Origin of the sequence: Synechococcus sp. MU1648 (genome assembly GCF_023630615.1) — a bacterium.
Lineage (GTDB): Bacteria > Cyanobacteriota > Cyanobacteriia > PCC-6307 > Cyanobiaceae > Parasynechococcus.
Genome location: NZ_JAKUHI010000005.1, coordinates 1 through 22,906 on the forward strand (window position 1 = coordinate 1; position 22,906 = coordinate 22,906).

Below are 22,906 nucleotides of genomic sequence, written 5' to 3' on the forward strand. Positions count from 1 at the left end.
GGCCGTTCAGGCGCACGTAATGGCGTCAGTCAGCCCGCCGTGACCCCTGCCACGGAAACTCCAGTTGTCGTGACGTCTTCCGTCCCGGATGAGACTGCACCCCTGATGGTGGAGATCACCCCCTTGGAGGCCGTGACCAATCTGACGATCAGCGAACCAGAGCCAACGATCGTTACGGAACCGGTTGAGTCGGAGCCTGCTCCGGTGGCGGAACCGGCTGAGTCAGAGGAGCCCCGCCGTCGTCGTCGCCGCTCCTCTGCTGTCGCCACGGTCTGAACCGGATGACTCCGCAGGAGTCTCTCCCCATCGGGAGGGATGTGGCTGGAGTGGATGAAGTTGGTCGTGGTTGCTTGTTCGGACCTGTTTTTGCGGCTGCTGTCGTGCTGGATGGCGCAGCTGCAGAACGCCTGTTGAAGGCGGGACTGACCGACAGCAAGAAACTCTCCGCCAAACGTCGGGCTGCCTTGGTTCCCTTGATTCATTCGCTGTGTGTTGCCTCCGGCATGGGCCAGGCTTCAGCGCGAGAAATTGACGCCAGTGGTATTCGCGTTGCCACTGAACGCGCCATGTTGCGTGCTCTTCAGCGACTGCCGCAATCCCCTGGCTTGGTGCTTGTGGATGGCAACCTTCCCCTCAGGCTCTGGCTGGGCCCGCAGCGCACTGTTGTTTCCGGCGACAGCCGCTCACCTGCCATCGCTGCTGCCAGCGTTCTGGCCAAGGAGGCCCGAGATGCACTCATTCGGCGTTTGTCCGATCGCTTCCCCGGGTATGGACTCGAGCGCCATGCGGGCTATGGCACGGCACAGCATCGTCAGAGCTTGATGGTTTCAGGCCCCACGCCCTTGCATCGGCAGACGTTCCTGAAGCGGCTGCTGGGATGAGAGTTGCGCCTCTGTTGCACCGCACCAGCTCCGATAGTCGTCAATGAGCTGCTGGCCGACACGGGTTTTGATGCCAATGAGGATGCCGCTCAGGATGGATTCCCCTGTTGACTCCAACACTCGTTTTGGAATCAACTTCAGCAGGGAGGGTTGACTCACGCTGACCGACAGATGCGCGTTCCCCTGAAGCCCCTCGGGTGTGCAGGCGAGTCGTGCTTCCAGATTCAGCGCAAAGTCATCAACGATCCCTAGGCCTTCCAGTTCGCAATCCAGGGCGCGCATCACCAGAGTGTCCCCTTCCCTATGGATCTGAAGCGACACCACGGGCTTCACATGGAGCTGAAAGACCTTCAGGCTGGTCACGACGTAGCGGTAAAGACCCGGCTGTAAGGGGGTGAGCTGGCGTGCGTCTAGTAGGGCTCCGAGAACCCGTTCCTCCTCAAGCAAATAGGTGGGCAGCCGCTCTGCTCCGGTTCTGACAGGCAGATCAAGCTTTTGACTGGCTTCGAAGGCCAGGGGCATGGACTTCACCTGACGCGGCATGATCTTATCGAGTCCATGCAGTGCGGCTTCGATGCCTACACGTCTCGCATTCCTTGGTCCAGCTGGGACCTATGGCGAGCAGGCCGCCCGGGTGTTGATCGACCAGGACGCCCTAAATGATGTCCAGTTGATGCCGTGCACCGGTCTTCGATCGGTTGTGGAACAGCTGGCCCAGGGGCAGTGTGATGCAGCCGTTGTTCCGATTGAGAACTCAGTTGAAGGGGGAGTGACAGCGACCCTCGATGCTCTCTGGTCGCATCCTGAGCTTTGTATTCAAAGGGCGTTGGTGCTCCCGATTCAGCATGCTCTGCTGGGGAGTGGTCCACTCAGCAGAGTCACGGAAGTGCTCTCTCATCCGCAGGCCCTTGCCCAGTGCAGTGGCTGGTTGGCACAGCATTTGCCTGATGCCCTGCAGCTCCCTACCTCGTCTACCGCTGAGGCTGCTCGCATGGTGGCCGGCAGTCCCTTTCGTGCTGCGATTGCATCCAAGACGGCTGCAAGCGAACACGGGTTGGATGAGTTGGCTTTTCCCGTGAATGATGTGGCGGGAAATCGCACCCGTTTTCTCTTGTTGCGCCGTGGTGAACGCAGTGAACATGGAGATGTGGCCAGTCTTGCGTTCTCGCTGCATCGCAATGCACCTGGGGCCCTGCTTGAGGCGCTGGCTTGTTTGGCTCAGCGGGGGTTGAACATGAGCCGAATTGAATCTCGTCCGTCCAAACGGGAGTTGGGGGAATACGTGTTTTTTGTGGATGTGGACCTTCCTTCAGCGCCTTCAAATGCGCTGGCTGAACTCATCGCTCAATTGCAGCCTCTCTGTGAGCATCTCGCCCATTTCGGCGCCTACCCCAGCAGCGACCTCAGTGGCTGTTGAAAATCAGTGGCTGTTGAAAATCAGTGGTTGTTGACGATCAGTCTCGACGGATCCGAAAAACGCCAAATTGCATCAGGCCGGTGGCGAAGGCCCAGTGCATGAGCAACAACGTCGGGGTTTCTCTCAGGCCTTGAAGCACTGCTTTGGGTCCCAGGCTGAGCACAGACCAGGGACGTCGGATGCCCTCGACGATGGAGTCAATCCATGAGGGCAGCGTGGCCTGGGTCCAGTCATCGGTAACGATCTGACCACGATGGTGAGCGCTGTTGTCGAGGTTTTGGCGGAACCCCTTGATGCTGGCGAATTCGGGATGGGCCCACTGGTTGAGCAACTGACGCATCACCCAGCGTTCGGGTCGCGTCATGCCGCCGTCGGATGGGTCGCGGCGGTTCCAGTCGGCCACAGCAAGCAGACCCTCCGGCCGCATCACCCGCAGCAGTTCATCGGCATAACGCTGTTTGTCCGGCATGTGCGGGCCTGCCTCCACACTCCAGACCGCATCAAAGCTCTGATCGGGCAGTTGAAGATCCAAGGCGTCCATCACCTGGAAGCGGCAGGTCAGGCCTGATGGGGTGAGTTGCGTGGCCCGCTTCACCTGGGCTGGGCTGATGCTGATGCCGAGAACGTCCAACCCGTAATCCCGCGCCAGGATTCGGGCACTGCCACCGATGCCGCATCCCACATCCAGCACCCGGCTGCCGGCGGGAAGTTGGTCCAGACCGCTCCATCGCACAAGCTCGTGAACGAAGGCTTCCTTGGCTTCGCGGAAGTCGCAGGAGCCGGGCGGGGTCCCGTAATGGCCGAGATGGACATGTTCCCCCCAGAGTTGCTCCAACAAACGGTCTTCCGTCCAGGCGTCGTAGGCGGAGGCAACACTCTCCGACGATTCGTAGCGCCGGTCGCGACGAAGCCATAGGGCAAGCCCGGTTGCTCCAGCCGCTCCGGCCACCACAAGTAAAGATCCCAACATCACTTCAGATCCATCAGTACGGTGCGGGCCGCCAACTGGCGTCGGGTGTGGTCCAACATTTCAAACTGCTGACTCAAACGCTCTTGGGTGTCGGTCAGTTCCAGAAGACTCTGTTGCTCTGATGCGGCCTGGTCGAGATGGGCACTGATCCAGAACGACAGCTCCCGCGGTAGATCAGGGAGATCATCAGGGAGTTCCACCTCTCGGTTCTGCAGCTTGCTTGTCAGCTGAACGACGTCGTTCAAGGCTTCGCTGACCTTGTCCCGCAAGCTGTTGAGTGCCTCGGCATCGGCCACGGGCTCATCTTCCAACCAGCTCACCATGGCTGTTCTGTAGGGCGTTTCACGGGTGATGTTCAACAGGCGGAACCGCTGTTGGCCCAGCGAAACGATGTAGCTGCGACCGTCTTCAGTGGTTTGGTGCTGGAGCACCTCTGCGCAGCACCCGATTTCGGCCATCTCGCCGTTCTCAGGATTGATGCGAACGATGCCGAATCGTTTGTCGGTCTCCAGAACCGTCTGGAGAAGCATCCGATAACGCGATTCAAAAATGTGCAGCGGCAGGAGCTGCTGAGGGAACAACACGACGTCCGGCAGGGGGAACAGGGGAAGCTCCCTCACGGAAAAATCGGACACGAACGCCGTGTTGTAGGCAACTGAATCCTAGGAAAGTGAAGTCCTGATCGACTGGATCAGAGCTTCACTTCGATGTCCACACCACTGGGGAGATCAAGCTTCATCAGCGCATCGATGGTTTTGGCTGAAGGGCTGTAGATGTCGATAATCCGACGGTGCGTGCGGGTCTCGAAGTGCTCGCGGGAGTCCTTGTCCACGTGGGGGGAGCGCAGAACGCAGTAGATCTTGCGTTTCGTGGGCAGGGGGATCGGACCGATGGCAGTTGCAGCGGTGTTATCGGCCGTTTCAATGATTTTCTCGCAAGACAGATCCAGCATGCGGCGGTCAAACGCCTTAAGGCGGATGCGGATCTTCTGCTGAGCGATGGCAGTGGACATAGGAGAGAGGCGAAAGAGCTCCGAAGACGAAGCAGGACTTCAGTTGTCGAGGTTCTTAGAAATGTAGGAGATGGGGGGCGGAGCCCCTCCATCTCCTGCTTTGTGGTTCAGCTCGCGCTGATCACTCGATGATCTTGGAGACCACGCCAGCACCGATGGTGCGGCCGCCTTCGCGGATAGCGAAACGCATGCCGGTTTCCATCGCAACAGGACAGATCAGCTCACCGGTCATCTGGATGTTGTCACCAGGCATCACCATTTCGACATTGCTGCCGTCTTCAGCGGTGAAGGCGGTGATCTGGCCGGTCACGTCAGTTGTACGGATGTAGAACTGCGGGCGGTAGCCAGCGAAGAAAGGAGTGTGGCGGCCGCCTTCTTCTTTCTTCAGGACATACACCTGACCTTCGAATTTGGTGTGAGGGGTGATGGAGCCAGGCTTCACCAGCACCATGCCGCGTTCGATGTCTTCCTTCTGGATGCCACGCAGCAGCAGACCAACGTTGTCGCCAGCCATGCCCTCGTCGAGCAGCTTGCGGAACATTTCCACACCGGTGACGGTTGTCTTCCGAGGCTCGCGAATACCGACGATTTCGATTTCTTCGCCGACTTTGACGATGCCGCGCTCAATACGGCCGGTGGCCACGGTGCCACGACCGGTGATGGAGAAGACGTCTTCCACAGCCATCAGGAAGGGCTTGTCCACTTCCCGCTCAGGCTCAGGAATGCTGGCGTCAACAGCCGCCATCAGTTCCTCGATCTTGGCTTCCCAGGCAGCCTCGCCTTCGATGGCCTTCAGGCCAGACACCTGAACGACAGGGATGTCATCGCCGGGGAAGTCGTAGCTGGAGAGCAGTTCACGGATCTCCATTTCCACCAGTTCGATGATCTCTTCGTCATCGACCATGTCGCACTTGTTCAGTGCAACAACCAGAGCGGGAACGCCCACCTGCTTGGCCAAAAGGATGTGCTCCTTGGTCTGGGCCATGGGGCCGTCGGTAGCAGCACACACCAGGATGGCGCCGTCCATTTGAGCGGCACCGGTGATCATGTTCTTCACATAGTCCGCGTGGCCAGGGCAGTCCACGTGAGCGTAGTGACGTGACTCTGTTTCGTACTCAACGTGAGCGGTGTTGATGGTGATGCCGCGCTCACGCTCTTCGGGGGCGCCGTCGATGTCGGCATAGTTCTGAACTTCAGCCTGACCCTTCTTGGCGAGCACGTTGGTGATCGCGGCGGTGAGGGTGGTCTTGCCGTGGTCAACGTGGCCGATGGTGCCGATGTTGACGTGGGGCTTGTTCCTTTCGAACTTCTCGCGTGCCATGGGTGTTTAAAGAATCGAGGGTTGGGTTTGGAGGAGTTTAGAGATCAGGAATTGCCCTGATTCTTGGAGATGATGGCCTCGGCCACATTGCGAGGAACTTCGGCGTAATTGTCGAATTCCATCGAGAAAATGCCCCGGCCCTGGGTCATGGAGCGGAGCTCGGTGGCGTAACCGAACATCTCGGCAAGGGGCACCTTGGCCGAGATTTTGGACGTGCCGTCATCGACGGACTGGCCTTCAACCTGACCTCGACGGGAGGACAGGTCGCCGATGATCGAACCGAGGAAATCCTCGGGGACTTCGACCTCGACCTTCATCATCGGTTCAAGCAGCACAGGATTGCACTTCTTGACGCCGTCCTTGAAGGCCATGGATCCGGCGATCTTGAACGCCATCTCCGAAGAGTCGACGTCGTGATATGAGCCATGCACCATCGTGCATTTCACATCGATCAGCGGATATCCGGCGATCACACCGGATTCGCAGGTCTCTTTCATGCCCTGCTCGGCGGGCTTGATGTATTCCTTCGGAACGACACCGCCCACGATCTTGTTGACGAATTCGAAGCCGGAGCCGGGCTCACCCGGTTCCATTTCGATCACGACGTGGCCGTATTGACCCTTACCACCGGTCTGACGAGAGAACTTGCCTTCGCCACCTGCGGAACCACGGATGGTTTCGCGATAGGACACCTGAGGTGCGCCGATGTTGGCTTCCACCTTGAATTCGCGCAGCATGCGGTCCACCAAGATTTCCAGGTGGAGCTCGCCCATGCCGGCGATCACGGTCTGACCGGTTTCAGAGTCAGTATTGACGCGGAACGTGGGGTCTTCCTCTGCCAAAGACACAAGTGCCTTGGAGAGTTTTTCCATGTCTCCCTTGGTCTTGGGCTCCACGGCCACTGAGATCACCGGTTCGGGGATGAACAGGGTCTCAAGAACGATGGGATCGTCCTGGGTGCACAGGGTGTCACCTGTGGTGGTGTTCTTCAGACCCAGCACCGCGCCGAGGTCTCCGGCTCGCAGGGCATCGACTTCTTCGCGGTCATCCGCCTTCAGCACCACAAGACGAGAGATGCGCTCCTTCTCTCCCTTGGTGGAGTTGAGCACATAACTGCCTTTCTCCAGCACGCCGGAGTACATCCGGACGAAGGTGAGTTTGCCGTAAGGATCGGCCATCACCTTGAAGGCGAGGGCACTGAAAGGAGCGCTGTCGTCGGAAGGACGCACGGCTTCGCTGCCGTCGGGAAGCACACCCTGGATGGGGGGGACATCGACAGGAGCTGGCAGGTAGTCGATCACGGCGTCGAGCACCAGCTGCACGCCTTTGTTCTTGAAGGCAGAGCCGCAGAGCATGGGTACAAGACCGTGCTTCAGCACGCCTTCGCGAATGCCTTGCTTGAGCTCATCAACGCTGAGTTCGCCGCTCTCGAGGAACTTCTCGATCAGAGACTCGTCGGTTTCGGCGACGGTTTCCATCAAGGTGTTTCGCCATTCGGCCACCTCGTCGGCCATAGCAGCCGGCACCTCGGCCTCTTCGATATCGGTGCCGAGATCGTTCTTATAGATGTACGCCTTGTTGGCAACGAGATCGATGATGCCGCTCAGTTCACCTTCAGCCCCGATCGGAAGCTGGATCGGGACAGCATTGGCCTTGAGGCGATCCTTGATCTGGCCGTGAACCTTGAGGAAGTCCGCACCGGTGCGGTCCATCTTGTTGACGAACACCATCCGGGGGACGGAGTAGCGATCCGCCTGACGCCAAACGGTCTCGGATTGGGGCTGAACACCACCAACGGCGCAGAAGACGGCGATCACACCATCTAGCACACGCATGGAACGCTCCACCTCAATGGTGAAGTCCACGTGACCAGGCGTGTCAATGATGTTGATCCGATGGTCCTGCCAAGACGTCGAAATGGCAGCTGCCGTGATCGTGATGCCACGTTCCCGCTCCTGGGCCATCCAGTCGGTGACTGCAGCGCCGTCATGCACTTCGCCGATTTTGTGCACCACACCGGAATAGAACAGGATCCGTTCGGTAGTGGTGGTTTTTCCGGCATCGATGTGAGCAGCGATACCAATATTTCTGACGCGTTCCAGGGGGAAGTCGCGGGCCACAGGAAATTCTCCGGGGGTGGGGCGTGAAAAGGCGGGGAGACTCTACAGGTCAGCCATGAACATCTGTGTTGACGGGCTGGCCTGAAAGGCTCAGTAGCGGTAGTGGGCGAAGGCTTTGTTGGCTTCGGCCATTTTGTGGGTCTCTTCGCGCTTGCGAACGGCGCTGCCAGCCTCATTGGCAGCATCCATCAATTCGCCAGCCAACTTCTGGGCCATGCTCCGACCATTGCGGGCACGGGAAAAGCTCACAAGCCAGCGCAGGGCCATGGCCGTTCCGCGCTCCTGGCGCACTTCCATGGGCACCTGATAGGTGGCGCCACCAACCCGGCGAGCGCGCACTTCCACCAATGGAGTGGCGTTCTTGACGGCAGTTTCGAACAGTTCGAGCGGATCTCCGCCGGTGCGCTCATTGATCAGCCCGAACGCGTCGGACAGGATCCGTTGCGCTGTGGACTTCTTGCCGTGCTGCATCAGGCGTACCACCATCATCGTGGCGAGGCGGCTGTTGAACTGCGGATCGGGAAGAATCGGGCGCTTTTCAGCGGCGTTGCGGCGGGACATTAGGGATCAGAACGTTGTGGGAATGAGGAAGAAACCGGTGATCACTCCTTGGGAGCCTTGGCGCCGTACTTGGAGCGGGACTGACGCCGGTCTTTCACGCCAGCTGTATCCAGGGTTCCGCGAATGATGTGATAGCGGACGCCAGGGAGGTCCTTGACACGACCACCACGGATCAAAACGACCGAGTGCTCCTGCAGGTTGTGACCGACGCCACCGATATAAGCCGTGACTTCAAAGCCGGAAGTAAGGCGCACACGAGCCACCTTGCGCAAAGCCGAATTGGGCTTTTTCGGCGTTGAGGTGTAGACGCGGGTGCAAACACCGCGACGTTCCGGACACGATTTCAGGGCCGGGGACTTTGTCTTGGCCTTGAGGCGTGAGCGCTCAGTGCGGATCAGCTGTTGGATGGTTGGCATCGATGGTCGGTGAGCGGTCGGACTCCCGACCTGATTCGACAATCGACCACGATACTGGGTGACGGTCCCCTTTCAGACGCGGCTGAAGGCACTGCCACAGGCACAGGGTTCAACACCGTCGCTGCTGCGGATCAGAAATCCGCCACCACTGAGGTCGCCGCGGTAGTCCAGACAAAGACCCTCGAGCAATTTGAGCTGCTCTGCAGGGGCGTGCAGCGTCACTCCATCGGCCCTTGCAATGGCAATACCGGCCAAATGTCCTGCTCGAATGCGCAGCACATGCTGTGCGCATTCCCCTGGAGTGACGTCGAGATGCATTTGCCCGGGTGTTCCTGCCACGGCAGCCTGACGCCCTAGCTCGGCAGCAGCGGCAGCGGTCAGCCGCAAATTGGCAGCCATGCTCAGTTTCTTGGGTTCCCCACTGTTGCAGGTCTCAGAGGGGGATAAGCCCCAGTCCGTTGTGAACTCTCGGGGTGCTGCCACGACCGTTCATCACGGTTTGACCTGCCACGACGAGGGTTGTCGAACTGCCGCCATCCATATTCAACGCATCACGTAGGCCCAGTTGTTGGGCTGCCAGTGCTGTTTCCACAAGCGTGGGATCACTGCCAGAGGCACCACGCAGGGTCATTAGCCATTGACCGCTCTGCCCTTGGGCCACCACGGTCCGCGGTGCGGCCAAGCTCATGAAGCCGGGACTAAAGCCTTCTTGGCGTCCATTCAGAACCACCCGCCCGTTCTGCATCAGGAGTGGACCGCCGCCCAGCACATTCGGCTGTTGGGCGAGGGATGAGCTAGCCCGTGATCTCACCAGGATCCGATCGCCAGGTCGCGCTGGTAGTGGGGTGCGCCCGCGAGCCACCACCAACTCAGCGTCCTGTGGGATGGAAATCCCGCGCTGCAGGTTGGTTTGCTCGAACGTTGCCTCGACGCGGCCACCGCGAATCAAGAGTGCTTCCTCTTCACCGCTCAAGGCCCGGTAGCGGGGGCCCCAGGCCGGTGTGTAAAGGCTCAGTCCCTTTTGGACGTAGCCGCTGTTGATCGCTTTGATGCCCCAGTGCTGACCGTTGTTCACCTGCAACGTTTGGTCCAGGCGAAGTCGGCCGAACTGCAGATCTCCTGACGATCCCCAAGCGATGACGCCGCGGTTCAAAATCGGTCCCGATAGCCAGACCCCCTCGCGCCGCAGGGCTCCAAGGGGGAGTTGATTGATCCGGTTGAAAAACCCTCCGTTCACGGCGACCAGCGCCCCTGCGGGTTGGGAGAGCTGCGGAAGAAACTGCAGGCCCTGTTGCTGTTCGGTCTTGGCCAGGGGCTGCAGGGTGATCCCGAGGCCTCTCAGGTCACCGCCAGCACGAAACACCTGGATGGGTTTCACCCCTACCTTGATCGTGCGTTGCTCCAGCACAAAGCCCCGCCTGAGCAACGCGGCAACAGTTGGATTGCTTAGGGGCAGGCGTGCGCTTGGGGGTTGGCGGCGGCCGCCGACCAGCACACCGTCCAGCACCAATCGCCAGGGAGACGACAGGCTCAAGCTCCGTAGCTTTGTGGCTTGTCCCTGCAGCACAAGGCCGCCGTCACGACGCTGCTGAGGAGCGAGCCCCCACGCTTTGAGCTGACGTTTCTGTGACGGCGAGACCTTGAGCTCCAGCAACAGGTCACCGTTCAGCTGCTGCACCAAGGCGGGTCCGTTCAGGTCAAGCACCAAACGATCGGCTGTTGAACCCTTGCCGCGGCGCAGGTTGTTCACGGTTGGGGTGGGCAGCCGAAGCGTCAGGCTGCTTCCGTTCACTTGGGTGGTAACACCGATCTCGGTTAGCCAGTCGCTCACTTCGAGACCGACTTCATCCCCGAGGGAACGGGTCTCTAACGAAGCCAGGGGGACGGTTCGACCGAACCATTCCAGTGCCTCTCCGTCGATGCGAGCAACGCGCCTGAAACCCAGCCGGGATTCCAAGAGCTCCAAGGGCAGCCAGAGTTCCTCTGTTGCTGTGTCGCTGCCCCTCCAAAGCCAAACCGCTTTGCTGCGCTCTCGGCCGATGAGGACTTCATCGCCACTTTGCTTCGGCACAAAGCGCAGCTCTGGAGGTGGCGCGGGCGGTGGCGCGGAAAGTGGGGCAAAGGCCAGCATGAAATGCCTTGGCGGAGAGGCGCCTGCCTAGGATCGTCCCTCGAGATGGTTTCTGCAGAGCTCGAAGCTGCAGGCCCATGCGACCGTCCGGTTGAGTTCCCTATGACTGAAGCCATCCGTTCCGCTGTCTGGCCTTACTGCGACAGCCCTGCGCCCGAGGTTGTTGCGGGTGAGAAGGATGCTTGTGGAGTTGGCTTTTTGGCCCAGCTCCAGGGACAGGCCAGCCATTGGGTGTTGGAGCAGGCCCTGCGTGGTTTGGGATGCATGGAGCACAGAGGCGGTTGTGGGGGAGATGGAGACTCCGGCGATGGCGCAGGGGTGTTGTGTCAAATCCCCTGGACGTACCTAAAAGCCGTCTGGCCTGAGGCGGGTGCAGCGCGGGGCCTCGGGATGATGTTCATGCCGACCGATGCCACCCGTCGTGCCGAGGTCCGAGGCCTCTGTGATGACGAGGCCAAGGCGCTCGGCTTGCAACCGCTTGGTTGGCGAATTGTTCCTGTGGACTCTGCGGTGCTTGGCCCCCTGGCCCGCGCCACCGCTCCCGTTATTGAGCAGTGGGTGCTCAACGGCGATGCTGACGACGCAGGGTTTGATGGGCAGCTTCTCCGCTTACGGCGGCGGATTGGCGCCCGTGTGCGGGCTGCCCTTGGCGCCGAGGTGGCCCAGGAGGTTTATGTCGCTTCCCTGAGCAGCCGGACGGTTGTCTACAAGGGCATGGTCCGGTCCGAGGTTCTGGCGCAGTACTACGCCGATCTGCAGGATCCACGTTTTGCGGTGAGTTTTGCGGTCTATCACCGTCGCTTCAGCACGAACACCTTGCCCCGTTGGCCTCTGGCGCAGCCGATGCGGCTTTTGGGTCATAACGGTGAGATCAACACGCTGCTGGGAAATCTCAACTGGGCCAAGGCGTCAGAAGCCAGCCTCGAGAACGTTTGGGGAGAGGCTGCAGACGACCTGATCCCAGTGGTAAACCCTGCGTTCAGTGATTCCGCCAACCTTGACGCCACCCTGGAGCTGATGGTGCGCAGTGGGCGGTCGATCACCGACAGCCTGATCACGCTCGTTCCGGAAGCCTTCCGCAATCAGCCCGACCTCGACAGCCGTCCCGATGTGACGGCGATGTATGAATTCAACGCGGGAATTCAGGAGCCATGGGATGGCCCAGCCCTGCTGGTCTTTGCTGACGGCAAGCGGGTGGGTGCCACGCTCGACCGCAATGGGTTGCGCCCGGCGCGTTGGTGCACCACCGAAGACGGCTTCGTGATCATGGGGTCTGAGACCGGCGTGGTCGACCTCAGCGGCAAGACGATTGTTCAGAAAGGACGTCTTGGCCCCGGCCAGATGGTTGCCGTTGATCTGGAACGCGGTGAGTTGCTCGACAACTGGTCGGTTAAGGAAGACGCGGCATGTCGATTTCCCTATGCCGATTGGTTGCAGCAGCATCGTCGCGGTGTGGAACCCCAGCCTTGGACTCAAAACCGACAGGTGGGTGAACTCGACCTGCTGCGGTTGCAGACCGCCATGGGCTTCACCGCTGAAGACTTCGATTTGATCATTGAAGACATGGCGGCCCTCGGCAAGGAGCCGACTTACTGCATGGGGGATGACATTCCCCTGGCGGTGCTTTCCGATAAGCCGCACCTGCTCTACGACTATTTCAAGCAGCGCTTCGCCCAGGTCACGAACCCACCGATTGATCCCTTGAGGGAAAAGCTGGTGATGAGCCTGGAGATGCATCTGGGTGAACGCCGGCCGGCCCTGAAGCCCCAGCCGGAAGCGGCTTCAGTGATCCACCTCGAGACTCCTGTTCTGAATGAGGCGGAACTAGCGGCCATCAGTCAGCAAGGTTTGCCCGTCCAGACCGTGTCCACCCAGGTGGCAGTGGAGTCCTGCGCGGGAGGCCTTCAGAAGGCCATTGATGCGCTTTGCAGCCTTGCGGAACAGGCGGTGCGCGACGGTGCACAGGTGCTGGTGCTCTCCGATCGGGTTAGCAGCACGGGGGCGGCGGCACAGCTGACGCCCACAACGGTGGCAATGCCGGCCTTGCTGGCCGTGGGTGCTGTTCACCACCATCTGTTGCGCCAGAAGTTGCGTCTGCAGTGCTCTCTTGTGGTCGATACCGCCCAGTGCTGGAGCACCCATCACATGGCGTGTCTGATCGGCTACGGCGCCAGTGCCGTCTGCCCGTGGCTCACCTGGGAGACAACGCGCCACTGGCTGGAGCATCCCAAGACCAAGAAGCGGATCGAACAGGGCAAGTTGCCAGCCCTGGATGTCGATCAGGCGCAGGCCAATGTGCGTTTGTCGCTGGAGAACGGTCTCCGGAAGATCCTCTCCAAAATTGGAATCTCATTGCTGGCCAGCTATCACGGCGCCCAGATCTTTGAAGCGATTGGACTAGGTGCGGATGTGGTGGAGACCGCCTTCACCGGGACAACGAGCCGTGTTGCAGGCATGACGCTCTCCGAGTTGGCGAATGAAACGCTCTCGATGCATGCCAAGGCCTTCCCCGAGCTCAACCGCAGCAAGCTTGAGTTCATGGGCTTTGTTCAGTACCGCAGTGGTGCTGAATACCACCGCAATAACCCCGAGCTTTCCAAGGCGCTGCACAAGGCAGTGGCCCAGGGCCCTGGTTATGACCACTTCTCCACTTACCAGGCGCTCTTGGAGAACCGCCCGGTGATGGCCCTGCGGGACCTGTTGGAGTTCAAGCTGGCGCCCACCCCGGTGCCGCTCGACCAGGTGGAGAGTGTGGAGAGCATCTGCACCCGCTTCTGTACGGGGGGGATGAGCCTCGGTGCGCTGTCCCGGGAAGCCCATGAAGTGCTGGCCGTGGCGATGAATCGCATCGGTGGCAAGAGCAACAGCGGTGAAGGTGGTGAAGACCCCGCACGTTTCCAGATCCTCAAGGATGTGGATGGGGAAGGACGGTCCGCCGCATTCCCCAGCATCGGCGGGCTTCGCAATGGCGACACCGCTTGTTCGGCGATCAAGCAGGTGGCTTCAGGGCGTTTCGGTGTGACGGCTGAATACCTGCGCAGTGGCAAACAACTGGAGATCAAGGTGGCCCAGGGGGCCAAGCCCGGTGAAGGGGGCCAACTGCCTGGGCCGAAGGTCGATAAGTACATCGCCTGGCTGCGCAACAGCAAGCCAGGAGTGGCCTTGATTTCGCCGCCGCCGCATCACGACATCTATTCCATTGAGGACCTGGCGCAGTTGATTCATGACCTGCACCAGGTGCATCCTGCTGCTCCTGTGAGCGTGAAGCTGGTGGCCGAGATCGGCATTGGCACCATCGCTGCGGGCGTGGCGAAGGCCAACGCGGATGTGATCCAGATCTCGGGTCACGACGGGGGCACGGGAGCATCTCCCCTGAGTTCGATTAAGCACGCCGGCAGTCCATGGGAACTGGGCCTGACCGAGGTGCATCGCTCTCTGGTGGAAAACGGTCTGCGCGATCGGGTCCTGCTGCGTGCTGATGGAGGTCTGAAAACCGGCTGGGACGTCATGATCGCTGCCCTGCTCGGCGCGGAAGAGTACGGGTTCGGGTCGATCGCCATGATCGCTGAGGGCTGCGTCATGGCTCGTGTCTGCCACACCAACAATTGCCCTGTCGGGGTTGCCACGCAGAAGGAGAACCTGCGCAAGCGCTTCAACGGTGTACCTGAGCACGTCGTCAACTTTTTCTGGTATGTCGCCGAGGAAGTGCGGCAGCTGATGAGTCTGCTCGGCGTTACCCGCCTGGAAGAGCTGATTGGCCGTACGGATCTGCTCAAGGCTCGTTCCGTCGATCTGGCCAAGACAAACTGTGTGGATCTATCTGGCCTGATCGCTCCGATCAGTGGCGCTGCGGATCGGTCCTGGCTTCGTCACAGTGATCAGGCTCACGGCAATGGTCTGATTCTTGAGGATCAGCTGCTCGCCGATGTTGACCTCATGGCAGCGCTGGAGAACCACGGTGCCGTCAGCCGCAGCATCGAGATCATCAATACCGATCGCAGTGTCTGTGCACGTCTGGCTGGTGAAATTGCCCAGCGTCATGGCAACTGCGGATTCAATGGACAGCTCGATCTGACGTTCCGTGGTGCCGCGGGCCAGAGCTTTGGGGCTTTCCTGGTGCAGGGCATGCAGGTTCGTCTTGAGGGTGAGGCCAACGACTACGTCGGCAAGGGCATGAACAGTGGTCGCATCACCCTGGTGCCTTCTGACGGTTCTGCCTCTCCAGGGGATCAGGTGATCCTCGGCAACACCTGTCTCTATGGGGCCACCGGTGGTGAGCTGTTTGCTCATGGCCGGGCTGGCGAGCGCTTCGGCGTTCGCAACAGTGGAGCCCGCACCGTGGTGGAAGGCGCTGGTGACCACTGCTGTGAGTACATGACCGGTGGTGTGGTGGTTGTCCTCGGAAGCACCGGCCGCAATATCGGTGCTGGCATGACCGGTGGTGTGGCCTTCTTGCTGGATGAGGAGGGCCGTGTCGCGCCTCGGGTTAACCCGGAGATTGTTGAGGTCTGCACCATCACCACCCATGAGCAGGAGACGCTGCTGAAGGGCCTGCTGCAACAGCATGTGGATCTAACGGGCAGCGAAAAGGCTGCCGATCTCTTGGCCAACTGGTCTGAGGCGAAGCATCGCTTCAAGGTGTTGGTCCCACCAAGCGAGCGGGAACCCATGGGATTGGCCGTTAAGCAGGCTGTGGCCGCCTAGCGCCGTCGTCTCTCGTGGCCTGGTTCGTCAAGACCGAAACCTTCACGGCCGTCGCCGCCGCTCTGCCCGTCGAGCAGCGGCGGCCCACCTTGGAGGCTCACCGCCACTGGGTTGTGCAGGAAGCCGCTGCAGGACGACGTCTTCAGAGCGGTTACCTGGTTGATGACAACCGGCGGCCTGGTGGCGGGGGATTGCTGATGTTTGAAGCTTCGTCCTACGCCGAAGCTCGTGCGTGGGTGCAGAACGACCCGATGATTCGAGCCGGTCTGGTGGACTGGCAGTTGCACGAATGGATCCCCGTCAGCGGGGATGGCTGGTCATAAGCCGCTGCACCTCACCGGCGTGGTAGCTGCTGCGGGTGAGTGGTGTGCTGACGACCTGGAGGAAGCCCAGTTCCTCTTCGCCGACTCTTCTGTAGGTGTCGAACTGAGCAGGAGTCACAAAGCGGTCGACGGCCAGATGTTTCGGACCGGGAGAAAGGTATTGGCCGATGGTGACGATGTCGACCTTGTGCTGGCGCAAATCCCGGAGCGTCTCGATCACCTCTTCATCGTTTTCTCCTAGTCCCACCATCAGGCCTGACTTGCTGTAAGCCTTGGGCCATTGGTCACGCACCCGTTGCAGCAGTTCCAGAGAGCGTTCATAGATGCCTTGGGGCCGAGCCAGGCGGTACATCCGCGGCACCGTTTCGATGTTGTGGTTCAGCACATGGGGTGCAGCTCCCATCACGCTTGCCAAAGCGTCCCAGTTGCCACAGAAGTCAGGAATCAGCAGCTCGATTGTTGTGAGCGGTGAGCGCTTTTTGACCTGTTCAATGCAGGCCACGAACTGGGAGGCGCCGCCATCAGCGAGATCATCACGGTTCACGGAGGTGATCACCACATGTTTCAGGCCCAGACGGGCTACTGCTTCGCCAAGTCGTTGCGGCTCGGTGGGATCCAGCGCGCGCACGCTTTTGTCGAAGTCGATGTCGCAGTAGGGGCATGCGCGGGTGCAGCCAGGCCCCATGATCAGAAACGTGGCTGTGCCGCCTGCGAAGCATTCCCCGATGTTGGGGCAGCTCGCTTCCTGGCAGACCGTGTTCAGGTTCAAGTCCAGCAGCAGGTCGGCCACGGCGCCAATCCGTTCGCGCTGCGGAGCCTTAACGCGCAACCACTCCGGCTTAAGCACGGCGAAGTCTCTTCAATCCATGACCTTAGACCTTGCGCCGATGGCGCTACTGGCCTCTCGGAAACACCAATCTCCTAAGATTGACATGCCGGGATGTGGCGCAGTTTGGTAGCGCACTTCGTTCGGGACGAAGGGGCCGCAGGTTCGAATCCTGTCATCCCGATTGATGCATTCCCTTTGCCCAAAAGGATCCTGTCCGGTGGGTGAGGCAAGGTCCCTGGCGCATGCTTAGTTGAAGATCAGGATCGGCGAATAAGACCGACCGGCCCAGAGTGACCACCAACGGGTTGCACGGGCCTCAGCGATCCGACGTGCCTCCACGGCCATTCGGTACTGATGTTCCCGTTGCTCCCGCAGTTTTCGTTCCCGGGTTTCTCTTTTTTGGTCGTAGTTGGCGGCTCCTTCACGCTCCATTTGTTCTCTGGCAACAGCTTTAAAGGATTTGAGTTGCCTGAGCTGATTCACTCTTGCGCTGTAGACAGCCTCGATTTCATTCACGCCTTCAATGCCGCGGTTTTTGCTGAGGAAGGCATTGATCCTCGCGATCGTCAGGTCAGCAATCCGATCCGCTTCTTCGAACATCAGGTTGTCGTAGAGCTGTTCGGCCCGGTCCAGTTCCCTGCTGAAGAACTCCATCTGGCCGGCAGAATCCTTGGGAGGGAGCTGGGCAACCAGCGCTGAGCTGGATTGCTCAACCGCCAAAGCAGGGTGAGCTGAACAAAGAAGCAACCCTGCAATCAGTACGGGAAGACGCATGGTCAGTGGCCCTGTTCAGAAATCCAGCACATCTTTTGTCGCTTCCCGCCGCCGCTGCTCCTTCGCGTCGTATTCAGCGATGCAGCTGTTCTTCAGATACAGAACACAGTTCAAATATTCGCTGATTTCGATCATCGCAGCCCGCACAGCTTTGGAGGCGGGTACTTTCTTGCTCGAGGACTGGTTGTCACTGAAGCCGACCCCATACAAGCCTCCAGAAGTTGACTTTGATTCCGATTTGGAGGTCGCTTTGCCTTCAATCGTTCGGACGTAAGCGATTTCACCGGTGGTGGTGTCCACGACGCGCACATCCACAGCGACATAGGCCGAGCTGGAGGATGACGACTTGCGCTGGCCGAAGCCCATGATGTTGAAGCCACCGCCACCACTTTTGGTTTCGGTGTTCTCGCGGTAATCGCTGACACTGCCCAGGATGTAGTACTTCGCACCGGTCATGATTCCCTTCTTGGGAGCCGTGGCTTGTCGGGTGATGCCCAGCTCAGCTAGTTCCTGCTCGCCGAGCACTTTTTTCAGCCCTTGGCGTTCGACAACAGTGAAATGCCCGGTGCTTTTCAGCTCATTGGCGAGCATTCCTGTGAGTTTGCTGGAGACCGCAGGGCTCCACCACCAGGCTCCTGTGGCCGTGTTGGTGATCTCCTTCACCGCAACGGTGACAGGGCCTGACGACATTCCTGAAATCTGAGCCAAGCCGGGTTGCACTGTTGCTCCCGAAACCATCAAGGCTGTGGCGGCGATCCAGGAGAGTTTCATAAACCTCAGGGAGTGACTTTCTTACGAGAAAGCTAGTCACAACCTGCAGAAAAAACATTCATAGGTTCAATCCACTGGGTGGTGGGGCTGTCTTATTTCTGAAAGCTTGGTTTATTGGGGCAGCAGCTAAGGCAACGTGGTTCGCACCCTGAAAGACCAATGGTTCGCTTTGGCAGTTGGGGCCACCGCGCTAACCGCACTGTTTTGGCTTGAGTTGATCGCGTCGTAGCAAAGATTCAGTTAAATATGCAAAGAGGACACACCTCAGGCCGTCACGTCTGAACCCTGACCCTTGATGCCCGCATTGCACTGTTCCTGTGGCAGCTGGTTTTTAGAGCTGTGTTCTCTTTTCATCCCCCCAATTCAGTCAATTGACTCCTAGGCACCCAACAGGCCGCTTTTCTTAATTAGGACGTAATCAGGCCTTGAATTTCAATCTGTAGAACAACCTTGCTGAGTTCAAAAAGCAGCTTTGCAAGACCTTCTCGTGAGATCTCCCTTTTGGTCATGGCTGTTTGCAGCGGGGGTCGTATGGGGACCAGGTTTCGTGGCACTCCACTTACAACAGAACGGCATGATGCCGATGCCCACCGATCAAGCTTCGTCTGTGCAGCGATCCGCCGATTGATGTCTCCAGACTCTTTGCCTTGCCACGCACGGACGTGGGCATGAATCCCCTGCCGGAGAAACCGGGCTGTGACGTTTGGCTGGCTGCGCTGTTCACTACCCCTGTGGTGACGTGATTTGACTTGCAGACAAGATTTCGGATGTGTGGGAATCTTCGTCGGCTTCAACCATTTCAATGACTTTTTTGATGCACTGGTCGTTCAAGACCGGCTACCATGAAATTGCTGCCAAGAAGTTCCTGGCAACGGGTGCGCCCTTTCCCGAGTGCAAGTCATGGAAGCGTTTTCATGCGCCTGGCTCCGTAGAGGGGTGGATTCTGGTGGAGTCTGACAACGCTGATGCTTGTTATGAGCACGCTGCGGAGTGGGCAGAGTGCCTCGATTGGGACGTCACCCCCGTGCTGGCAGACGAGCAGGCGGGCCCCCTGATCGCCAAGGCATACAGCTGATCATCAGCGTGGAAGGCTGCCCCTCGCTCATGCGGGGGCTCCACAAGCCCAAGTCGCACAAAAACCGGCCCCCTCGGACCGGTTGACGCATTCAAAGAGCACTGAGGCTTGGCCTGAGCTCATTCCATTGGCTCCTTAGTTGTGGCTTCAGTGTTCAGATGGATTTATGAGCTGGCTCTGCATGGCGCATTGATGGACAGCCAAATGCAAGTTGAGAGCCAATGCTCAATCAATTGCCCTCAATGCCTGCCTCCGGGTTAATGCCGACATCGTCGATATAGGCTTGCTTCTCCACCTGGCACAACAGCTGCATCAAGTTCTGATGATCGAGAGCTGACAGCTATCCGGCGATCTCCTGCGTCAGGCAAGTTCTGCGTTGGCAGCGGCCCGTGTGTTCCTTGAATACCTCGAACATTGCAGCCTCCTCTGGGCTGATGATTCGATTCTTATGACGGCTTGATGGTGGGGTTCTAGAGCCTCAAGACCCACTCTCATCCTGTTGTTGTGTGGATCGCCCCTGGTCAAATGAGGTGTGAGAGAGGCGGTAGGTCGTGACACCACCCACCAAATCAAGCAACCACGCCCGAAGAGGTCTCCCTCTCACCTCAGAACCATAGGTCTGCATTGCAATTCAGGCGGCTCTTGGGTGGCGATCTGACTGGAAGCGGGCTTGAGCGCAGGCCTAGGCTCAGCGTGCGTCTGATGCGTCTTGCTTGCTAGGCCTCCGTCTGCTGCTCCCCATTGCGTTGCTGGTTGCCTGGGGCGCTCCTGCCCATGCGGTTTCGCTTTCAGCTCGGACGGATCGTTTGATCGATAGGCTTCAGCAGCTTGGTGTTGTTATTGATCGCCTTGATCGTTGTGGCCCCGGAGCCGAACGAGCTGCTTACAATATGGGCGTGAACCGACTGTGTTTGTCGCAGGGGCTGCGCGATGAGCCAGGGCTTCAGTTGGATGTATTGACCCATGAGGCCATCCATGTGGTTCAGGACTGTCTGGCTGGTTTGGGCACGCCGTCCTCGTCCACCATCAGCTTGATGTTGCAGTCGCAGGGTGGTTTCAGCCGTGTTCAGGTCGACAAGTTTTTTGCCCACCATCTCGACTCGTCCACGGCCGACCATGTGCTGCGGGTGACTCAGTCGCTGGGGCCGCTGCAGCGCCGCCGTGAAGTCGAGGCCTATGCCCTTCAAGGCCACACCGGCATGGTCGAATCCTTGTTGGCCAGGCATTGCTGAAGTCGGTCGATGGCTGACACTTCGGCCTGCAATGTTGACCTGATCACCCTGGCTAATCTTGTTTCATTCGTCGGGTTAATCGGGTGAAGCGACAGTGGATGGCGATGCTTTTAGTGGCTCCGATGCTGTTGCTGGAGGCGCCGTCGCTCGCGCAATCGTTGTTTGATCGACCCCCAACGCGGGTCAGGATTCATAACCCTGAAGCCACAGAAGGATTACGCAATCGCACCACAATCACTGTTGTAGTTCCTGAGGATGCAGGCAATGCTTTGAGATCGATTGTTTTACGTCAGTTGCCCAACATTGATCAGTGGGACTGGGGGCGCTCAGAACCTCGGGTTTATTTTGGCGACTACTCACTTCGCGGGAAAGGAGTAACCGGTTTGGCCTCTGCTGTTGTCTCAGATTCCGAAGGGGTTTTGAACATCCAACTCACTCCGGCGGTTCAGCCGGGGCAGACTGTGAATGTTGTCTTCCGTGGCTTTAATCCCGACTCCAGTATTTATCAATGGTCCACGGAACTCCTGGCAGATGGTGAGGATCCCGTCCGTTATGTAGGCCCCACCTTGCGTTCGAATGTTTACGAGCAGGACCAATTTCGCTAGTTGGCACCGCCTAAAGCATGTTGGGGTAAGCGTTGAAAAGACCCCAGATCACAAGTGCGGTGATCGAGGCAAAGATCACGGCAGTCCATGCCGCCAGATCGGCACTGTTGCTGGATCCCTGCAGAATCTGAAGAAGGCGTGCCATCAGGACGAATTCAAGCCCTTCGGTTCTGGCTCAGTTGGTTGGCAAATTCCAGCCTTGTTTGCGACTCCTCATACGCCCAAGAGTTCACTCAGGTTCAAGTCGTTACGTCTCAGCAGCGCGAATGTTGTTCCTGCGTTACCGCGGCAGATCCGCAGCTTTTGATCCAGCACGGTGATGTCGAGCCAGGCCGGAGTGCTCTGCTGAACCTGTCGCATCAGGCTCAACTGTTGCCGGTTAGGCAGGAATGGCCCCATCCAGCCTCCCCGGCGAAACCGCACCTCGACCCTCTTGTTGTCGGCGATTTGCAGCTCGGCTTGCAGATTGATGCCGCCGAGTGCGCCGAAGGGGGCGCGAAGCCGCAGCAGATTGCAGCCGCGCCCCTGCTCTGGATCCAGCGCCTGCAGGTTCTCCAGCCCGGCGGCCTGTTTCAGCCATGGTTGTTTGGAACTGCTCCAGCGCAATTCCCAGACCCCCCGCAGCAAGCTCGCTGAGGTTGTGAGGTCGGCGGGATCCTCCTGTTCCACCCGGTTGATCAGCCTCTGGAGGTCTGGATCGCTGGGTCTCTTCTGCAGCAGGTGCACCAGTTGGTCGCGGTGATGCCCCACGGGATGGCTTTTACTGCTGCAGCTGTTCTAGTGGTATTCACCGGGGTGCTGAATCTTGGTGACGCTGACGCCCGACGCGCTCTTGCCGGAGAACCGCAGCAGTTCATCGCCAGAGACTTCGTAGCCCAGCTTTTGGGCGATAAGGGCGGCAGCATCGGCACTCACGGCCTGCAGCACCTGCTCCTTAAGGGATGGATCCCTGGAGATGTGAGCAAAAAATTGCCGGAGTTGATCCGTACTCATGCGGCTAGGGCTTTCGCGCTGATTCTGACCGGTCTGGTCTTGACGCTGGTCTGTTGACTGGTGCGGAGACGAGTTTTGGTGGGATGACTCAACTGGCGGTGTCAGGCGCCTCTGGAAAAACCGGATGGCGGGTTGTAGACGAGGCGCTCAAGCGGGGTCGATCTGTCAGAGCCATTGTTCGGCCCGCTTCCGTGCTGCCCCCTGCCCTTGCCCAAGCCGAGCAGGAGGGGCGCCTTGATGTGCGTCGGCTGGAGCTGGACACGGCGGAAGCACTGCTTCATGCGCTGCAGGGCTGTACGGAGTTGGTGATCGCCACCGGTGCTCGCCCTTCGATCAACCTGGCGGGCCCCTTGCGGGTGGATGCCTGGGGGGTGCAGGACCAGCTGCAGGCCTGCTGCTCCCTGGGGTTGCAGCGTGTTGTGCTGGTGAGTTCCCTCTGTGCCGGCCGTTGGCTGCATCCCCTCAACCTGTTTGGCTTGATCCTGATTTGGAAGCGGGTTGGTGAGCGCTGCTTGGAACGGAGCGGTCTGGATTGGACCGTGATCCGGCCTGGAGGCCTCAGCGAAGACGACAGTCGCGCCATCACGGAGGGCGTGCTGGTGACGGAGGCGGATCAACAGCAGAGCAACAGTATTCCTCGGCGCCTCGTGGCCCAGGTGTGCCTAGACGCTTTGGAGCAGCCGCGTGCCTGTGGTCGCATCCTCGAAATCACCAGCTCGCCTGCCCAGCCTCAGCAGAATCTGGGCGAGTGGTTGGATCAGCTCGGTTGAT

Annotated in this window: 24 protein-coding genes, 1 tRNA gene and 1 pseudogene; 10 read left to right on the plus strand and 16 right to left on the minus strand. The window is 59.4% G+C overall.

The window, feature by feature from the left end:
• Window positions 1-276 (plus strand): annotated as a pseudogene (locus NCN06_RS06945) (Rne/Rng family ribonuclease); the annotation flags it as partial.
• Between the two features lie 5 nt (window positions 277-281).
• Window positions 282-881, plus strand: coding sequence for a ribonuclease HII (locus NCN06_RS06950; protein ID WP_226397935.1), 600 nt, complete (start codon window positions 282-284; stop codon window positions 879-881).
• On the opposite strand, the gene NCN06_RS06955 is transcribed toward NCN06_RS06950, so the two are convergent.
• Window positions 828-1,403, minus strand: coding sequence for a DUF1997 domain-containing protein (locus NCN06_RS06955; protein ID WP_226409150.1), 576 nt, complete (start codon window positions 1,401-1,403; stop codon window positions 828-830). The two genes, NCN06_RS06950 and NCN06_RS06955, sit on opposite strands and share 54 nt — an antisense overlap.
• Window positions 1,404-1,455: 52 nt before the next feature.
• On the opposite strand from NCN06_RS06955, the gene pheA reads away from it, so the two are divergent.
• Window positions 1,456-2,298: a prephenate dehydratase gene (gene pheA, locus NCN06_RS06960; protein WP_226397936.1), complete on the plus strand. Its 843-nt coding sequence runs from the start codon at window positions 1,456-1,458 to the stop codon at window positions 2,296-2,298.
• A gap of 37 nt (window positions 2,299-2,335) precedes the next feature.
• Here pheA and NCN06_RS06965 read toward each other — a convergent pair whose 3' ends face one another.
• The 9 genes from NCN06_RS06965 to NCN06_RS07005 all read right to left on the minus strand — a co-directional run bounded on the left by NCN06_RS06965 (window position 2,336) and on the right by NCN06_RS07005 (window position 10,829).
• A complete protein-coding gene (locus NCN06_RS06965) occupies window positions 2,336-3,268 on the minus strand; it encodes a methyltransferase domain-containing protein (RefSeq protein ID WP_226397937.1) in 933 nt (310 codons plus the stop codon).
• The gene (locus NCN06_RS06970) at window positions 3,268-3,903 is read right to left on the minus strand and encodes an LON peptidase substrate-binding domain-containing protein (protein ID WP_115022728.1); all 636 of its coding nucleotides are present in this window, start codon (window positions 3,901-3,903) and stop codon (window positions 3,268-3,270) included. Before NCN06_RS06970 ends, NCN06_RS06965 begins: the two co-directional genes overlap by 1 nt.
• 56 nt (window positions 3,904-3,959) lie before the next feature.
• A complete protein-coding gene (gene rpsJ, locus NCN06_RS06975) occupies window positions 3,960-4,280 on the minus strand; it encodes a 30S ribosomal protein S10 (protein ID WP_011363346.1) in 321 nt (106 codons plus the stop codon).
• A 121-nt stretch (window positions 4,281-4,401) separates the two neighbouring features.
• Window positions 4,402-5,601, minus strand: coding sequence for an elongation factor Tu (gene tuf, locus NCN06_RS06980; RefSeq protein WP_226397938.1), 1,200 nt, complete (start codon window positions 5,599-5,601; stop codon window positions 4,402-4,404).
• 44 nt (window positions 5,602-5,645) lie between these two features.
• On the minus strand, window positions 5,646-7,721 hold the full coding sequence (fusA, locus tag NCN06_RS06985; protein ID WP_115022731.1) for an elongation factor G: 2,076 nt from the start codon (window positions 7,719-7,721) through the stop codon (window positions 5,646-5,648).
• Window positions 7,722-7,811: 90 nt separating this feature from the next.
• Window positions 7,812-8,282: a 30S ribosomal protein S7 gene (gene rpsG, locus NCN06_RS06990; protein WP_115022733.1), complete on the minus strand. Its 471-nt coding sequence runs from the start codon at window positions 8,280-8,282 to the stop codon at window positions 7,812-7,814.
• A 41-nt stretch (window positions 8,283-8,323) separates the two neighbouring features.
• A complete protein-coding gene (gene rpsL / locus NCN06_RS06995; RefSeq protein ID WP_006850614.1) occupies window positions 8,324-8,698 on the minus strand; it encodes a 30S ribosomal protein S12 in 375 nt (124 codons plus the stop codon).
• 72 nt (window positions 8,699-8,770) lie between these two features.
• Window positions 8,771-9,097 (minus strand): AIR synthase, encoded by a 327-nt coding sequence (locus NCN06_RS07000; RefSeq protein ID WP_115022735.1) that lies wholly within the window; start codon window positions 9,095-9,097, stop codon window positions 8,771-8,773.
• A gap of 34 nt (window positions 9,098-9,131) precedes the next feature.
• Window positions 9,132-10,829, minus strand: coding sequence for a phosphodiester glycosidase family protein (locus NCN06_RS07005; protein WP_250398789.1), 1,698 nt, complete (start codon window positions 10,827-10,829; stop codon window positions 9,132-9,134).
• 102 nt (window positions 10,830-10,931) lie between these two features.
• On the opposite strand from NCN06_RS07005, the gene gltB reads away from it, so the two are divergent.
• A complete protein-coding gene (gene gltB / locus NCN06_RS07010; RefSeq protein WP_250398790.1) occupies window positions 10,932-15,533 on the plus strand; it encodes a glutamate synthase large subunit in 4,602 nt (1,533 codons plus the stop codon).
• Window positions 15,534-15,547: 14 nt separating this feature from the next.
• A complete protein-coding gene (locus NCN06_RS07015) occupies window positions 15,548-15,856 on the plus strand; it encodes a YciI family protein (protein WP_226397941.1) in 309 nt (102 codons plus the stop codon).
• On the opposite strand, the gene lipA is transcribed toward NCN06_RS07015, so the two are convergent.
• Window positions 15,834-16,703: a lipoyl synthase gene (gene lipA / locus NCN06_RS07020; RefSeq protein WP_226423280.1), complete on the minus strand. Its 870-nt coding sequence runs from the start codon at window positions 16,701-16,703 to the stop codon at window positions 15,834-15,836. The genes NCN06_RS07015 and lipA overlap by 23 nt on opposite strands.
• 89 nt (window positions 16,704-16,792) lie before the next feature.
• Between lipA and NCN06_RS07025 the strand changes: the two genes are divergently transcribed.
• A tRNA-Pro gene (locus NCN06_RS07025) sits at window positions 16,793-16,866 on the plus strand.
• 65 nt (window positions 16,867-16,931) lie between these two features.
• Here the strand turns inward: NCN06_RS07025 and NCN06_RS07030 are convergent.
• Window positions 16,932-17,459: a hypothetical protein gene (locus NCN06_RS07030; RefSeq protein WP_226397943.1), complete on the minus strand. Its 528-nt coding sequence runs from the start codon at window positions 17,457-17,459 to the stop codon at window positions 16,932-16,934.
• A gap of 15 nt (window positions 17,460-17,474) precedes the next feature.
• On the minus strand, window positions 17,475-18,230 hold the full coding sequence (locus NCN06_RS07035; protein WP_226397944.1) for a CsgG/HfaB family protein: 756 nt from the start codon (window positions 18,228-18,230) through the stop codon (window positions 17,475-17,477).
• An 802-nt stretch (window positions 18,231-19,032) separates the two neighbouring features.
• Between NCN06_RS07035 and NCN06_RS07040 the strand changes: the two genes are divergently transcribed.
• The 3 genes from NCN06_RS07040 to NCN06_RS07050 all read left to right on the plus strand — a co-directional run bounded on the left by NCN06_RS07040 (window position 19,033) and on the right by NCN06_RS07050 (window position 21,142).
• Entirely contained in the window at window positions 19,033-19,305 is a 273-nt protein-coding gene (locus NCN06_RS07040) for a DUF3303 domain-containing protein (RefSeq protein ID WP_115022469.1), read from the plus strand.
• A 713-nt stretch (window positions 19,306-20,018) separates the two neighbouring features.
• Window positions 20,019-20,537, plus strand: a complete 519-nt coding sequence (locus tag NCN06_RS07045) for a hypothetical protein (RefSeq protein WP_250398791.1) — start codon at window positions 20,019-20,021, stop codon at window positions 20,535-20,537.
• Window positions 20,538-20,635: 98 nt separating this feature from the next.
• Entirely contained in the window at window positions 20,636-21,142 is a 507-nt protein-coding gene (locus NCN06_RS07050; protein ID WP_226397946.1) for a DUF2808 domain-containing protein, read from the plus strand.
• A gap of 10 nt (window positions 21,143-21,152) precedes the next feature.
• Here the strand turns inward: NCN06_RS07050 and NCN06_RS12780 are convergent, their stop codons facing one another.
• The 3 genes from NCN06_RS12780 to NCN06_RS07060 all read right to left on the minus strand — a co-directional run bounded on the left by NCN06_RS12780 (window position 21,153) and on the right by NCN06_RS07060 (window position 22,135).
• Window positions 21,153-21,287 carry a hypothetical protein gene (locus tag NCN06_RS12780; protein ID WP_255453091.1) on the minus strand — a complete coding sequence of 45 codons (135 nt, stop codon included), beginning with the start codon at window positions 21,285-21,287 and terminating at the stop codon, window positions 21,153-21,155.
• A gap of 68 nt (window positions 21,288-21,355) precedes the next feature.
• A complete protein-coding gene (locus NCN06_RS07055; RefSeq protein ID WP_226397947.1) occupies window positions 21,356-21,892 on the minus strand; it encodes a PAP/fibrillin family protein in 537 nt (178 codons plus the stop codon).
• Between the two features lie 27 nt (window positions 21,893-21,919).
• On the minus strand, window positions 21,920-22,135 hold the full coding sequence (locus NCN06_RS07060) for a Nif11-like leader peptide family natural product precursor (RefSeq protein WP_226397948.1): 216 nt from the start codon (window positions 22,133-22,135) through the stop codon (window positions 21,920-21,922).
• 83 nt (window positions 22,136-22,218) lie between these two features.
• Here NCN06_RS07060 and NCN06_RS07065 point away from each other — a divergent pair, with 83 nt between their 5' ends.
• Window positions 22,219-22,905, plus strand: coding sequence for an SDR family oxidoreductase (locus NCN06_RS07065; RefSeq protein ID WP_226398033.1), 687 nt, complete (start codon window positions 22,219-22,221; stop codon window positions 22,903-22,905).
• The last annotated feature ends 1 nt before the right edge of the window (window position 22,906 follow it).

Bases quoted from the DNA above. Each gene is read 5' to 3' on its own strand.
- NCN06_RS06950 (WP_226397935.1), top strand. From the start codon at position 282: ATGACTCCGCAGGAGTCTCTCCCCATCGGGAGGGATGTGGCTGGAGTG.
- NCN06_RS07040 (WP_115022469.1), top strand. From the start codon at position 19,033: ATGACTTTTTTGATGCACTGGTCGTTCAAGACCGGCTACCATGAAATT.
- rpsL (WP_006850614.1), bottom strand. From the start codon at position 8,698: ATGCCAACCATCCAACAGCTGATCCGCACTGAGCGCTCACGCCTCAAG.
- NCN06_RS07065 (WP_226398033.1), top strand. From the start codon at position 22,219: ATGACTCAACTGGCGGTGTCAGGCGCCTCTGGAAAAACCGGATGGCGG.
- NCN06_RS07030 (WP_226397943.1), bottom strand. From the start codon at position 17,459: ATGCGTCTTCCCGTACTGATTGCAGGGTTGCTTCTTTGTTCAGCTCAC.
- NCN06_RS12780 (WP_255453091.1), bottom strand. From the start codon at position 21,287: ATGGCACGCCTTCTTCAGATTCTGCAGGGATCCAGCAACAGTGCCGAT.
- NCN06_RS06965 (WP_226397937.1), bottom strand. From the start codon at position 3,268: ATGTTGGGATCTTTACTTGTGGTGGCCGGAGCGGCTGGAGCAACCGGG.
- NCN06_RS07005 (WP_250398789.1), bottom strand. From the start codon at position 10,829: ATGCTGGCCTTTGCCCCACTTTCCGCGCCACCGCCCGCGCCACCTCCA.
- NCN06_RS07035 (WP_226397944.1), bottom strand. From the start codon at position 18,230: ATGAAACTCTCCTGGATCGCCGCCACAGCCTTGATGGTTTCGGGAGCA.
- NCN06_RS07060 (WP_226397948.1), bottom strand. From the start codon at position 22,135: ATGAGTACGGATCAACTCCGGCAATTTTTTGCTCACATCTCCAGGGAT.
- NCN06_RS07050 (WP_226397946.1), top strand. From the start codon at position 20,636: ATGGCGATGCTTTTAGTGGCTCCGATGCTGTTGCTGGAGGCGCCGTCG.
- rpsJ (WP_011363346.1), bottom strand. From the start codon at position 4,280: ATGTCCACTGCCATCGCTCAGCAGAAGATCCGCATCCGCCTTAAGGCG.
- tuf (WP_226397938.1), bottom strand. From the start codon at position 5,601: ATGGCACGCGAGAAGTTCGAAAGGAACAAGCCCCACGTCAACATCGGC.
- gltB (WP_250398790.1), top strand. From the start codon at position 10,932: ATGACTGAAGCCATCCGTTCCGCTGTCTGGCCTTACTGCGACAGCCCT.
- pheA (WP_226397936.1), top strand. From the start codon at position 1,456: ATGCCTACACGTCTCGCATTCCTTGGTCCAGCTGGGACCTATGGCGAG.
- NCN06_RS07000 (WP_115022735.1), bottom strand. From the start codon at position 9,097: ATGGCTGCCAATTTGCGGCTGACCGCTGCCGCTGCTGCCGAGCTAGGG.
- rpsG (WP_115022733.1), bottom strand. From the start codon at position 8,282: ATGTCCCGCCGCAACGCCGCTGAAAAGCGCCCGATTCTTCCCGATCCG.
- NCN06_RS06955 (WP_226409150.1), bottom strand. From the start codon at position 1,403: ATGCCCCTGGCCTTCGAAGCCAGTCAAAAGCTTGATCTGCCTGTCAGA.